We start from the raw sequence: 13,976 nt of genomic DNA, 5'->3' as shown, positions 1-13,976 counted from the left end.
TTCGTTAAAGTTAACTATTACGAAAAAAGGTGAGAAAAGGGTGAGCTATTTTGACGGAAGCATTTTTAAAGTATTTTCGTACAAAGGAACAAGAAGTGAAATCAGAAAAAAAATACGAGTCTCAATGTCCATACTGCAGTATGCAATGTAAAATGCAATTGATTGAACAATCGATTGTTACGAGAAAAAAATATATAACCATTGGTAAAGAGAATCCAACCTCGGAGGGGCGTTTATGTATTAAAGGTATGAACGCCCATCAACATGCATTTCATAAGGACCGTTTGAAATATCCATTATTAAAAGTAAATGGAGAATTTGTTCGTGTTTCTTGGGAGACGGCCTTGAATGAAATTAAAGAAAACTTTACTAAAATCCAGGCGGAATCTGGACTGAATGCCTTAGCTGTTTATGGGAGCGCGTCAATCACAAATGAAGAAGCTTACTTATTGGGTAAATTCGCCCGGGTTGCTTTAAAAACAAAATACATTGATTATAATGGACGCCTTTGTATGTCTGCAGCTGCTTCGGCGGCAAGTCAAACCTTTGGGTTGGACCGAGGATTCACGAACAGCTTGGCAGAAATTCCATCGACTCGTTGCATTATATTAGCCGGGACGAATATTGCTGAATGTCAGCCAACGATTATGCCCTATTTTGAAAAAGCGAAAGATAATGGTACCTATATTATCGCTATCGATCCTCGGGAAACAGCAACAACGAAAATAGCAGACTTGCATTTAAAACCTAAACCGGGAACAGATGCTGTGTTAGCTAATGGGTTATTGAAAGTTATCATTGAAGAAAATTATGTTGATAAGGATTTTATTCAAGAACGCGTGAACGGATTTGAAGAAGTTAGAGAGTATGTATTATCCCTTAATTTAGAGGAAATTGAAGAGATAACCGGCGTTCCAATTGAACTCATTCGCAAAGCGGCAGTAAGGTTTGGTAAAGAAGAAACAGGAATGATATTTACAGCGAGAGGGGTAGAGCAGCACACAAATGGCTCGATGACTGTCCGTAATTTCCTAAATATTCTGGTATCAACTGGGAAAATCGGCAAACCGGGCTGCGGTTATGGTGCTATTACAGGCCAGGGAAATGGCCAAGGGGCGCGAGAGCATGGCCAAAAAGCAGATCAACTGCCTGGATACCGTTCGATTGAGAATGAAGAACATCGAGAATATGTGGCCAGTGTCTGGGGAGTTAACAAGGACGATTTACCACGTAAAGGTGTTTCTGCCTATGAAATGATCGAGAAAATCCATGAAGGTGAAATTCAGGGCTTGTTCCTGATGTGTTCCAATCCGATGGTCTCCAATCCAAATGCCCACTTCGTCAAAGAGGCAATTAAAAAATTAAAATTTTTTGTCGCGGTGGAGCTGTTTGTTTCAGAAACAGCAAGATTAGCCGATTTAATATTGCCGGCTTCTTCCTACCTAGAAGATGAAGGAACGATGACGAATGTAGAGGGGCGGGTAACATTACGGGAAGCAAGCTATCCTTGTCCGGGAGAAGTGAAGCATGATTGGCAAATCATTTGCGAAATTGCCCGTGTGCTTGGAAAAGAAAAATATTTTTCCTATTCATCTGCTGAGGAAATTTTTACTGAATTAAGAATGGCAAGCTGTGGGGGTAATGCTGATTATTTTGGAATGACATATGAACGTCTTAGAAAGGAAGGCGGAATATTATGGCCATGCCCAGCTCCTGACCATAGAGGTACGAAAAGAGTGTTTGAGACATCCTTTGCCCATTCAGATGGAAAGGCAGCGATGGTGGTTGTACCGAACATCCCTGAGGTTCCAAAAGAACAACTATCTGAAGAGTTTCCACTCTATTTAACAACAGGAAGAGTCATGTCACACTACTTAACAGGAGTGCAAACAAGAAAAAGTCCAGCCTTAGCGGCAAGGAATGTGGAACCATTTATGGAAATTCACCCTGCAACCGCATTGAAATTTCAGATCCATGATCAATCATTAGTGAAAATTGAATCCAGAAGAGGAAGTATAGTGGTTAGAAGCAAATGGTCGGAAACGATTCGTCATGATACCATTTTTGTTCCCTTTCACTGGGCAGATTCACAAAATATTAATCTCCTCGTTTCAAAAGAATTGGATCCTGCCTGTAAAATGCCTGGATTTAAAGTTAGTGTTGTAAAGGTAAGTCCAGTAAAGGATTTCCTAAATTAAAATTTCTATGTTAGAAGACCTTACACATTGAGTTAGTTATTGAATGCTCTGTGCTATAGTTTAAGAAACATTCTAAGGGAGGAAACCTAACGTGAATAAGAAAAAGTTGGTTCTTGTAGGTAATGGAATGGCGGGAGTTAAAGCCATTGAAGAGATTTTAAAACTATCTAAGGAGTTATTTGAGATTACCATTTTTGGAAGCGAACCACATCCGAATTATAATAGAATACTGCTTTCAAAGGTTTTACAAGGTGATACGGAGGTAAAAGACATTACGCTTAATGACTGGGATTGGTACACAGAAAACAATATTCAGTTGTTTACAAGTGAAACAGTGATCAAAGTTGATCCGATGAAGAAAGTCGTTGTAACTGACTTAGGAAGAATCGAACCGTATGATGAGTTGATCATTGCATCAGGGTCACTCCCATTTATTCTTCCGGTTCCAGGAGCTGAAAAGATCGGTGTGACTGCTTTTCGGGATATCAGGGATACCGAAGTGATGCTTGAGGCCTCGAGGAAGTATAAAAAAGCGGCCGTAATTGGCGGCGGATTACTCGGGCTCGAAGCTGCTAGAGGACTTTTAAACCTAGGAATGGATGTTTCTGTTATACATCTCGCCCCTTATTTGATGGAAAGACAATTAGATCCGCAGGCAGGGAAACTATTACAGTCGGAATTAGAAAAACAAGGAATGAAGTTTTTATTAGAAAAACAAACGCAAGAAATTGTTGGAGATGACCGCGTAGAAGGTGTAAGGTTTGGCGATGGAACGGTCCTTGATGCAGACTTAGTCGTGATGGCTGTTGGTATTAAGCCAAATATCGAATTGGCCAAAGTAAGTGGTATTGCTATTAATCGCGGTATTGTCGTGAATGATTTCCTACAAACGAGTGTTCCTAATATTTACTCTGTAGGAGAGTGTGCCGAACACAACGGATCGGTATACGGTCTTGTAGCACCATTGTTTGACCAAGGAAAAGTATTAGCTCATCACATTTGCGGAGCGAAGACCAATGGCTATCATGGTTCCGTTTTGTCTACACAACTGAAGGTTTCTGGGGTCGAGGTATTCTCTGCCGGAGATTTTATGGAAGGTGAAGGAAAGGAAGCCATTAAAGTCTTTGATGGAAATGACAGCATTTATAAGAAGATCGTGATTCAAGACAATAAAATTGTTGGCGCCGTGCTGTTTGGTGATAGCAGTGATGGAAATCGCCTTTTTTCGATGATTCAAAAGCAAGCAGATGTCTCCTTTACCACGAAGGTATCACTTTTACAGCCACTAAATGATGATTTCGGGAGCAGTTTAGTAGCTTCCATGAGTGAGGAGGACATTATTTGCGGATGTAATGGTGTAACCAAAGGAACTATTATCCAAGCGATACAGAATCAGGGTTGTTCATCAGTTGATGAAATCAAAGCTTGTACCAGTGCTTCTCGGTCTTGCGGGGGATGTAAGCCACTTGTGGCAGAAGTGTTACAACATACACTTGGGTCAGCGTATGACGGCACTTTACAGAAAGAAGCGATTTGCAGCTGCACTCATTTTTCGAGAGATGAAATAGTGGAAGAGATTAAAACCAAAGGTTTGACCCATATCAAAGAAATGATGAATGTTCTTGGGTGGAGTACTGAAGAAGGTTGTTCAAAATGCCGCCCTGCTTTGAATTACTATTTAGGGATGGTCCATCCGATTGAATATACGGACGAAAGAGAGTCCCGGTTTGTCAATGAGCGGATGCATGCCAATATACAAAAGGATGGAACATATTCTGTTGTACCACGAATGTACGGTGGTGTAACGAATTCACAAGACCTACGCCGGATTGCTGACGTGGTAGATAAATACGAAATACCATTAGTAAAACTAACAGGAGGACAACGGATTGACTTACTCGGGGTAAAAAAGGAAGACTTGCCAAAAGTATGGACTGATTTGGATATGCCTTCAGGATCTGCCTACGGAAAATCACTACGTACAGTGAAAACATGTGTCGGTGAACAGTTCTGCCGTTTTGGAACCCAAGATTCCATGGGGCTGGGAATCGACCTCGAGAAGAAATTTGAAGGACTACAAACACCTCATAAAGTGAAAATGGCCGTTTCTGCTTGTCCGAGAAGCTGTGCGGAGTCGGGGTTTAAAGATATTGGGTTTATTGGAATTGACGGGGGCTGGGAACTTTATGTCGGCGGGAACGGCGGAACCCATGTACGCGGGGGAGATTTACTATACACCGTGAAAACATCAGAAGAGGCGGTGGAAATTACCGGTGCGTACCTTCAATATTACCGTGAAACAGCCAACTATTTAGAACGTACTTCGGCATGGATTGAACGTGTGGGGTTAACACATGTACGAACGGTTCTTGATGATAAGGGAAAACGTCAAGAATTAAATAAACGTATGGATGACGCATTATCTGTAATTAAGGACCCATGGAAGACAATAACAGAGGATGAAAAAGTAAGAAAAGAATTGTTTGAGAGTGTAGTAATGTCGTAAGTACTTACATTTAAAGGAGGAAATAGTCAAATGACAAAGAAAAGTGTTGAAGCGGTGTCGATCGGTTCTGTACGGGATCTTCCAGAACGATTAGGAAAGACTGTTTGTGTCGGGGATAAAGAAGTGGCTGTATTTAAATTATTAAATGGTAGCGTGCGTGCCGTTGAAAATCGCTGTCCACATAAAGGCGGGGTTTTGAGCGAAGGAATGGTAAGCGGCGAATTTGTTTTCTGTCCCATGCATGATTGGAAAATATGTTTGGATAATGGGAAGGTACAAGAGCCGGATGCAGGGTGTGTGAAAACCTATAAAACCAGAATAGAAGGGGAAGAAGTATTTCTCTTAATCGATTAGTTCAGTAAAATGGAGGTCTTTATGATTCAAACAAAGGGGAAAGTCTATATTGTTGGAGCTGGTCCTGGTGATCCTGATTTAATTACGGTTAAAGCAGCGAAATGTCTTGAACAGGCAGACGTTATTCTTTATGATCGGTTAGTTAATCCGGTGTTGCTGAAATACGGTAAGAGCGACGCTGAGTTCATCTATTGCGGAAAAGAGCCGGGAAACCATTGTGTTTCCCAAGAATCCATCCATCAAATATTAGTAGATAAGGCCTTGGCAGGTAAAACAGTTGTTCGATTAAAAGGGGGAGACCCATTTATTTTTGGCAGAGGCGGTGAAGAAGCGGAAGTGCTTGTTCAAAATGGGCTCGAATTTGAAATTGTACCTGGGATTACTTCTGGTATTTCTGCCCCGGCTTATGCGGGAATTCCTGTCACTCACCGAGAATGGAGTCAATCGTTTGCTATGATTACAGGGCACTGTTTGAGTGGCAAACCTAAAAACATTCGGTGGGACCATCTAGCCCATGGTGTCGATACACTTGCCATATATATGGGTATCAAACATATTCCTTTTATATGCAGCCAACTAATTTCCTGTGGAAAGGAGTCTCAAACACCTATAGCTGTAATTGAACAAGGGACAACAGGAAATCAACGGACAGTTGTCGGTACACTTGAGACGATTGTTGAAGTTGTAAATGAAAATCGAATCACAAATCCAGCCATGATAGTCATCGGAGAAGTTGTCAAACTATCTGAAAAACTATCCTGGTTTCCGGAAAGAATCAAAGAAAAGATACTTATATAAAAAAATGAGATTGTAAGAGTTTATAATTAAATATTATAGACTCTTTTTTTGTGATAAAATATGATATTACAATCAGAAAAAATTCGAAAATCGTCGAACTAAAAATCATTGTCCTTGAAATTTGGTGGATTTTTTCTGTTTCTCTCCATAATAATAATAATTAATAAATTTTAATGGAGGATTAAATAGAATTATGTCGAATAGCATAAGTAAATATACCTGATTAAGAGGGCGGAATAATGAATAAATCTGGTCAAATTATCCTGGTGCTGATTTCGGTTGTATATAGCAGTTACCAAAAGATTTACGATCATCATCCTTTTTTTTCGATAGACTTTTTTCTTTTTACCCTTATTGCATGGGGAGTGGGTTGGCAATATGATAAAGCACGCTATTATGAAAAAAAGGCACGTGCTAGTGAGGAGAGCTATAAGAAGTTAATAGATTCATTGCCTGCACCCGTCTATATTACGAGTAATCATAGGTTTTTATATGTAAATAAGGCTGCCATGAACTTGATTGGTGCTACCAAACTAGAAGATGTAATGGGGAAATCCATTTTTGAATTTATTATTCCAGACTATAACAGTCGTTTGTTTGAACGTTTTAAACAAATAAAGAAAGAAAAGCAGCCCGTAAACACAATCGAATACAAAGCAAAACGTTTGGATGGAACACAATTTTTCTTTGAAGTATCTTCCTTGTTTATTGTTTTTGGGGGAAAAGAGGCGGTGTTGTCCATTGGTAAGGATATTACTGAAAAAATGGAAGAAACAGAACGTCTCCTTCAAAAGTCTGAAAAATTGGCATTATTAGGCCAAATGGCCGCAGGTATAGCCCATGAAATACGAAATCCACTCACATCTATAAAAGGTTTTATCCAACTCCTAAGGACCAGCACTAGGAAAGAGGAATACTTTGATATTCTGTTAACAGAGCTTGACCGGATCAATGATATCGTCGGGGAGTTCCTCGTGCTTGCCAAACCGACAGCTGCCGTTTACATTACAAAGGATATAAGGATATTATTAAAGGATGTTGTCACTTTAATTAACAACCAGTCTCTTTTAAATAATGTTCTAATCTTTATTGAATATGACAATGATTTGCCGTTGATTAGCTGCGAAGAAAATCAACTAAAACAAGTTTTTTTAAACTTACTTAAGAACGCGATTGAAGCAATGCCTAAAGGCGGAAATATTAATGTATATGTTATGAAAAAAGAAGATGGGAAAATTTCGGTACAAATCATTGATCAGGGGGTTGGGATTCCTGAGGAACGAATCTCTACTCTAGGGGAACCTTTTTATACTACGAAGGAAAAGGGAACTGGACTCGGCTTAATGACCTGCTACAAAATTATCGAAGGCCATAATGGGGAACTAAACATCTATAGTAAAATTAACGAAGGAACTACCATTGAAATAATTTTACCAACAATTACTCAGCCATTATTGAAGATGGAAGTGAGCCATTCATAGCGAATGGCTTATTCTATTTACTTGAAAAAATGATAAAATATCATAATAGACAGAGATTCAAGAGATTAGGAGGGGGTTTGTGGGTTTGTTACAAACTAAACAGATGCTTCGTGAGGTTTCTTATTTGCAAATATTTAGGAAATCTAGACATTTTACCGCGTTGCTTTTTGGCCAAATTTTTTCATTGTTTGGAAGTTCGATTACAAATGTGATTCTCCCGATTGTAGTCCTTCAAGTATCAAAATCAACGGCGATGATGGGTACTGTCATGGCAATCTATATGCTGCCATTTGTTATTCTTCTCCCATTTTCAGGTGTACTTGTCGATAAAATGAACAAAGTCAAAATTATGTTTGTTGTTGATATTGTTCGTTTTTTTCTGATGATGATTTTAGCTAGTTTTGCTATTTTGGATCAGCTAAATATGATTTATCTTTTTATCATAATGTTTATTATGGGAACAATGGATAGCTTCTTTCAGCCAGCGTATTCTGCAGTATGAGCGAAGGTGTTTACCCAGGATATTCGAAATGCTGCAAACTCCATGACTCAAGTAAGTGTGCAGGCATTACGAATATTTGGTCCGATCATAGGTGGATTGATTGTCACCTCTTTTTCAGCGGCCTGGGGTTTTGGTATTGATGCGCTAACATATATAATTTCTTTGTTCTTTTTATTTAGCCTGCGTTCTTTGTCTTTTCAAAAACCCACAGAGATGCTTGGAAAGGAAAATTCTCTTAAACAAGATTTTTTCGAAGGGATCGTGGTACTGAAGGAGGAGTCATGGCTTTGGATTACCATTCTGGCATTCTCGTTAATTAATATTTTTTCAGGCGGGATTATTCGAATCTTAATTCCATGGCTCATTAATATATATTATGAATTTGAACCAGTTGTGTATGGCTTGGTCCTTTCCGCTTCAGGGGCTGGTGCCATCGTATGCGGGCTTGTCTTTGGAATACGGCAAGAATGGAAGAAAAGAGGATTGCTCGCATATGTTGGTGTGGCGATAAGCGGTCTTGCCTTACTGTTTATGCCATTCGTGTCGAGCATCCCCTTATTGATGCTATGTATGTTTCTAGAGGGTGCAGGGATTATGTTATTTGGATTGATCTGGGAAACTAGTCTTCAAGAACTTGTTCCCGAAGACAAATTCGGACGGGTAGCGAGTTTAGATATGCTGGGGTCCTTTTCCTTACTGCCTGTTGGTTATTTAGTTACGGGGTGGTTAGCTGAAGGGATCGGTGAAATCTTCACCTTAGTTACTTTTAGTATTGTAATAGTAGTTATATCTATTTTGGTTATGTTCAACAAAGGAATTAGGAATTTTAATTAAACTGTGTCGGAGGAATGTATGAAAAAGAATAGGTATGTGTTTTGGGGTCTTGTAATATCTACCCTAATATCAGCACTTGATGCAAATATTATGCAAACGGCAAGTCCCACCATAGTGAAACAGCTCGGAGGGATGGAGCTGTTTGCTTGGATATTTGTTGTCTATATGTTAGCAAGTACGGTTACGGTCCCGCTTTACGGGAAATTATCTGATATGTATGGTCGGAAAAAGCTGTTAATTATCGCTGTTTCAATATTTACCTTAGGTTCGATTCTCTGTGGAATGGCCAATTCCATTAGTACGCTGATTATTTTTAGAGGTGTCCAAGGAATAGGGGCAGGCGGGATGATCCCTCTCTCCATGATCATCGTAGGTGATTTGTTTACAATAGAAAACCGAGGGAAAATTCAAGCGGTCTTTAGCAGCATATGGGCAATTTCATCCATTGTTGGACCTGTATTGGGTTCCTTCTTTGTTGAAGCACTAACGTGGAGATGGATTTTCTTTATCAATATTCCCATTGGCATTGCAACGGTTCTTTGTATGATTCCTTATAAGGAAAAAATCGAATTTAAAAAGACACATATCGACTACAAAGGTTTCTTCTTATTTGGGATTTCGATTACGCTATTATTGTTATCTACGAATGTAAAAAATTCTATTTGGTACATTATCATTGGGATTATCGGTTTGATTGTTTTCATATTGGTGGAGAGGAAAGAAGCACATCCGTTCCTTCCAGTATCATTGTTTAAAAACAAAGGAATCCTAATGACTAACCTTTTCATGTTATTTTACTGTCTGTCCTTTTTTGGAACATCCAACTTTATTCCATTGTATCTCCAAGAAGGAAATGATATGAGTATTTATAAAAGTGGACTAATTCTTCTCAGTATTGCGGTGGGCTGGATGTTTGGCAGTACCCCGGCAGGGAAGTGGATTATACGCTATGGTTATAAAAGCTTATTTATTATCGGAAGCTTCATCACAACTGCTTCAGGCTTAGCATTATACCTATTCATCACTGATTTATCTTATCTCGGCCTGTTTCTAATCTTAACTATCCAAGGAGTTTCCTTTGGATTATTATTTGCGGTTGGAACGATCGCTTCCCAAGAATTTGCTGAATCCCATATCAGAGGCATGTCCACTTCGCTGCAAATGTTTCTAAAAAACATTGGGACATCGATTGGGGTTACCATCATGGGACTCATCATCAATCAGGCAGCAAGCATCGTTATTGGAATGAAAAACGTGTTTCTTTATGCCCTTTGTTTGAGCTTAATTACGATTGTACTCAGCTTTGTCATTCCTGCTAAAACAACTGCTTTAAGTGAGAGTAAATAGTTTTAAACTTCATGGTGCCTGACACCCAGCAATGGTTGGTGTCAGGCACCACTTTTTTATTCTTAAGGTTTATTTAAGTATTTCCCTAAACTCTTTTCCCCTTTGGACATAGTGCTCGCTGGACATTTGTAACAAGTCCAGGTCCTTCTGAGTAATTTCGCGGACCACCCTTCCTGGAGAACCCAACACAAGTGAGCGAGGGGGAATTTTAATGCCTCCAGATAGCAGCGTATTGGCTCCTATAATACAATCCTCGCCAACTTCTACATTGTCTAAAAGCGTTGAACCCATTCCAATAATACATCGATTGCCAACCTTACAGCCATGCAAAATAACATTATGGCCAATTGTCACATCATCAGCAATTTCGACTGGGAATCCTTCGAATAAATGAATCGTTGAATTGTCCTGAATACTGCACCGTTCACCGATGATAATTGGCCCGTCATCACCACGTAATACCGCATTAAACCAAACAGATGAATCCTTTCCAATTCTCACATCACCAATTAAATAAGCGCCAGGTGCCACAAAAACTGATTCATGAATATCTGGGGAAATTCCTTTGTAAGGGATAATCATATAAATCTCTCCTTTGAAATAACTGAATTATCTTTCTATTAATCTAAATATATCATGAAATCAAAGACAAGATGTCTAATATGTATTTATTCAGTTCCAATGAACTCTTTTTGCACATTCGATTAAAACAATTTGTATGCACCTATTTAAGTATTGAGTTTTTAAAATGCAAAATTTTTTTGCTGTTTTCAATTAATTATATATTTTGCGCAAAATATTTTGGCACATATTGAACAAGAAATCCTTTATTCATGCAAAATCAATGTTGGCACGGAACTTGCATTATAAATAACTGTAACAAACGACAAGGGGGAACAAACAAATGAAATCGTATACACATGAACCATTTACAAACTTTGAAGATGAAAAAAATATACTAGCTTTTCAAGCTGCTCTTGACTACGTTCAATCGCAGTTAGGAAAGGATTATCCAGTTGTAATTGGAGGGGAATCAATTACAACAGAAGAAAAAATTATCTCTATTAATCCATCAAATACAGAAGAAATCATTGGTAGAGTTTCCATGGCTGATCAACAGTTAGCAGAAAAGGCTATGCATGCCGCATTAACCACATTCGAAACGTGGAAAACATGGAAGCCGGAAAATCGTGCCAACATTTTGTTCAAGGCAGCAGCAATTATGCGCCGCCGGAAACATGAGTTTTCTGCTTATCTTGTCAAGGAAGCCGGAAAGCCATGGAAAGAAGCAGATGCCGATACAGCAGAAGCAATTGACTTCATCGAATATTATGGCCGTCAAATGCTGAGATTGAAAGAGGGCTCACCAGTACAAAGCCGTGACGGAGAATACAATCAATATAATTATATTCCACTAGGTGTGGGGATTATCATTTCACCTTTTAACTTCCCATTAGCGATTATGGCAGGAACAACAATAGCAGCCATCGTCTCTGGGAATACAGTTCTTCTAAAGCCAGCTAACTCGACACCAGTAGTAGCAGCAAAATTCGTTGAGTTAATGGAGGAAGCAGGACTTCCAAAAGGAGTTCTAAACTTCGTTCCAGGCAGCGGTGCGCAAATCGGGGATTACCTTGTTGATCATCCAAAAACACGCTTCGTATCCTTTACCGGTTCTCGTGAAGTTGGCTGTCGCATTAATGAACGTGCTGCCAAGGTTCATCCAGGCCAAAAATGGATCAAACGAGTTATTGCTGAAATGGGCGGTAAAGATACCGTAGTAGTAGATAATGATGCGGATTTAGATTTAGCATCAGCAAGCATTGTCTATTCCGCTTTCGGCTTTTCAGGTCAAAAATGTTCGGCAGGATCTCGTGCAGTTATTCATCAGGATGTCTATGATGTCGTACTTGAGAAGGTGGTTGCTTTAACAAGAACACTAACTCTTGGCAACCCTGAAGATGCAAATACCTATATGGGACCTGTTATTGATGGAAAATCCTTCAAAAAAATCATGAATTATATTGAAGTTGGCAAGCAAGAAGGCAGGCTTATGACTGGCGGAGAAGGCGATGATTCTAAAGGTTACTTCATCCAACCAACAATCTTCGCTGATTTAGATGAAAATGCACGCCTCATGCAGGAAGAAATTTTTGGTCCAGTTCTTGGTATTAGTAAAGCACGTGACTTTGATCATATGATGACCATTGCAAATAACACTGACTACGGATTAACAGGTGCATTAATTTCAAATAATCGTTCGCATATTGAACGAGCACGTGACGAATTCCACGTTGGAAATCTTTATTTTAACCGCACATGTACCGGCGCGATTGTTGGTTATCAACCGTTTGGCGGATTTAATATGTCGGGTACAGATTCCAAAGCAGGCGGTCCTGAATATTTACTGCTTCACATGCAGGCTAAAACAACATCTGAAACACTATAAAAACTACAGCTTAGATGCCTCGATAGGTGGAGGTGGGTTTTACTCCACCTGTCGAGGAAATTTGAAGGAGGAACTATAATGACAGTAACTGAGACAACTAAAACAAATCAAATCATAGAACAAACAGATAAATTTGGTGCAAATAACTATCATCCACTGCCAATCGTTATTGCAAAGGCAGAAGGAGTTTGGGTAGAAAGTCCAGAAGGTAATCGGTACATGGATATGCTAAGCGCTTATTCTGCTGTTAACCAAGGACATCGTCATCCAAAAATTATTCAAGCATTGAAAGACCAAGCCGATAAAGTAACGCTTACTTCCCGTGCTTTTCATAATGATCAACTTGGTCCATGGTACGAGAAAATTTGTCAGTTAACCAATAAAAATATGGCACTCCCAATGAATACTGGAGCAGAAGCTGTTGAAACAGCACTAAAAGCAGCACGTCGCTGGGGTTATGATGTAAAAGGGATTGCTGAAAATCAAGCAGAAATTATTGCCTGCGTAGGGAATTTCCACGGCCGTACAATGGGTGCCGTTTCCTTATCATCTGATCCGGAATATAAGCGTGGTTTTGGTCCGATGCTGCCTGGAATCAACTTAATTCCTTACGGTGACCTCGAAGCATTGAAAGCAGCGATCACACCAAACACAGCAGCATTTTTAATCGAGCCAATTCAAGGTGAAGCAGGAATTATTTTACCACCAGAAGGATTTTTGAAAGCGGCATCTGATTTATCTAAAGAAAACAAAGTATTATTCATTGCTGATGAGATTCAAGTAGGCTTGGCACGTACTGGAAAAATGTTTGCATGTGATTGGGAAGATGTAAACCCTGACATGTTGATACTAGGTAAAGCACTAGGCGGCGGTGTGTTCCCAATATCTTGTGTTGTTGCCAATTCGGATGTATTAGGCGTATTCAATCCAGGTTCCCACGGTTCAACGTTTGGGGGAAATCCACTTGCTTGCGCAGTATCGCTTGCAGCCTTGGATGTAATTGAAGAAGAGAAACTAGCCGAACGTTCACTTGAATTAGGTAAATACTTCTTTGAACAATTACAATCTATCGATAATCCAAAAATTAAAACAATAAGAGGCAGAGGATTATTTATCGGAGTAGAACTTACAGAAGCTGCAAGACCTTATTGTGAGCAGTTAAAAGAAAAAGGTTTATTATGCAAAGAAACACATGATACCGTTATTCGTTTCGCACCACCGCTTACTATTACAAAAGAAGAAATCGATTGGGCTTTTGAAAAAATCAAAACAGTTTTAAGCTAATTTTTAAATAAAGGCTATGTTAAAGCTTATTGTTGATTGGAGCGGAAGGCGCGAAGACTCCTACGGGAGGACGGGGCCGAGGAAGGCTCCCCGGACCGCCCGCGGAAAGCGAAGCGCCTGGAGCGGAAATCAACAGCCAAATATAACAGAGCCTAAATAAAAAAGCTAATAATCTATTATACGACGGGGTGTAAGTCATGTCTGTTAAAGCGATAGTAACTGA

9 protein-coding genes and 1 pseudogene are annotated in these 13,976 nt (G+C 39.5%); 9 read left to right on the top strand and 1 reads right to left on the bottom strand.

Features of this window, described 5'->3' with window-relative positions; translation table 11 throughout:
- The first annotated feature begins 50 nt into the window (after positions 1 to 50).
- The 7 genes and pseudogenes from CCK98_RS17770 (at position 51) to CCK98_RS17740 (ending at position 10,020) form a co-directional block, all read left to right on the top strand.
- Positions 51 to 2,198 (top strand): molybdopterin oxidoreductase family protein, encoded by a 2,148-nt coding sequence (locus CCK98_RS17770; protein ID WP_088087781.1) that lies wholly within the window; start codon positions 51 to 53, stop codon positions 2,196 to 2,198.
- A gap of 91 nt (positions 2,199 to 2,289) precedes the next feature.
- Positions 2,290 to 4,704 carry a nitrite reductase large subunit NirB gene (gene nirB / locus CCK98_RS17765; protein ID WP_088087780.1) on the top strand — a complete coding sequence of 805 codons (2,415 nt, stop codon included), beginning with the start codon at positions 2,290 to 2,292 and terminating at the stop codon, positions 4,702 to 4,704.
- 30 nt (positions 4,705 to 4,734) lie between these two features.
- Entirely contained in the window at positions 4,735 to 5,058 is a 324-nt protein-coding gene (nirD, locus tag CCK98_RS17760) for a nitrite reductase small subunit NirD (protein ID WP_088087779.1), read from the top strand.
- A gap of 21 nt (positions 5,059 to 5,079) precedes the next feature.
- The gene (gene cobA / locus CCK98_RS17755; RefSeq protein WP_088087778.1) at positions 5,080 to 5,856 is read left to right on the top strand and encodes a uroporphyrinogen-III C-methyltransferase; all 777 of its coding nucleotides are present in this window, start codon (positions 5,080 to 5,082) and stop codon (positions 5,854 to 5,856) included.
- 239 nt (positions 5,857 to 6,095) lie between these two features.
- Positions 6,096 to 7,337 carry an ATP-binding protein gene (locus tag CCK98_RS17750; protein ID WP_179195850.1) on the top strand — a complete coding sequence of 414 codons (1,242 nt, stop codon included), beginning with the start codon at positions 6,096 to 6,098 and terminating at the stop codon, positions 7,335 to 7,337.
- A gap of 103 nt (positions 7,338 to 7,440) precedes the next feature.
- Positions 7,441 to 8,673 (top strand): annotated as a pseudogene (locus CCK98_RS17745) (MFS transporter).
- An 18-nt stretch (positions 8,674 to 8,691) separates the two neighbouring features.
- Entirely contained in the window at positions 8,692 to 10,020 is a 1,329-nt protein-coding gene (locus tag CCK98_RS17740) for an MDR family MFS transporter (RefSeq protein ID WP_088087776.1), read from the top strand.
- Positions 10,021 to 10,089: 69 nt separating this feature from the next.
- Here CCK98_RS17740 and CCK98_RS17735 read toward each other — a convergent pair whose 3' ends face one another.
- Positions 10,090 to 10,602 (bottom strand): gamma carbonic anhydrase family protein, encoded by a 513-nt coding sequence (locus tag CCK98_RS17735; protein ID WP_088087775.1) that lies wholly within the window; start codon positions 10,600 to 10,602, stop codon positions 10,090 to 10,092.
- 322 nt (positions 10,603 to 10,924) lie between these two features.
- Between CCK98_RS17735 and pruA the strand changes: the two genes are divergently transcribed.
- Positions 10,925 to 12,469 (top strand): L-glutamate gamma-semialdehyde dehydrogenase, encoded by a 1,545-nt coding sequence (pruA, locus tag CCK98_RS17730; protein WP_088087774.1) that lies wholly within the window; start codon positions 10,925 to 10,927, stop codon positions 12,467 to 12,469.
- 78 nt (positions 12,470 to 12,547) lie between these two features.
- Positions 12,548 to 13,753 carry an ornithine--oxo-acid transaminase gene (locus tag CCK98_RS17725; RefSeq protein WP_088087773.1) on the top strand — a complete coding sequence of 402 codons (1,206 nt, stop codon included), beginning with the start codon at positions 12,548 to 12,550 and terminating at the stop codon, positions 13,751 to 13,753.
- Positions 13,754 to 13,976: the final 223 nt, after the last annotated feature.

Source organism: Bacillus sp. OV166 (genome assembly GCF_900177675.1).
GTDB lineage: Bacteria > Bacillota > Bacilli > Bacillales > Cytobacillaceae > Neobacillus.
The sequence above is the reverse complement of the archived record's forward strand: the minus strand, read 5'-3'. Positions and strand labels throughout refer to the sequence as shown.

Coding starts and splice junctions, on each gene's coding strand:
- pruA (WP_088087774.1), top strand. CDS start 10,925: ATGAAATCGTATACACATGAACCATTTACAAACTTTGAAGATGAAAAA.
- CCK98_RS17740 (WP_088087776.1), top strand. CDS start 8,692: ATGAAAAAGAATAGGTATGTGTTTTGGGGTCTTGTAATATCTACCCTA.
- CCK98_RS17750 (WP_179195850.1), top strand. CDS start 6,096: ATGAATAAATCTGGTCAAATTATCCTGGTGCTGATTTCGGTTGTATAT.
- cobA (WP_088087778.1), top strand. CDS start 5,080: ATGATTCAAACAAAGGGGAAAGTCTATATTGTTGGAGCTGGTCCTGGT.
- CCK98_RS17735 (WP_088087775.1), bottom strand. CDS start 10,602: ATGATTATCCCTTACAAAGGAATTTCCCCAGATATTCATGAATCAGTT.
- nirD (WP_088087779.1), top strand. CDS start 4,735: ATGACAAAGAAAAGTGTTGAAGCGGTGTCGATCGGTTCTGTACGGGAT.
- CCK98_RS17725 (WP_088087773.1), top strand. CDS start 12,548: ATGACAGTAACTGAGACAACTAAAACAAATCAAATCATAGAACAAACA.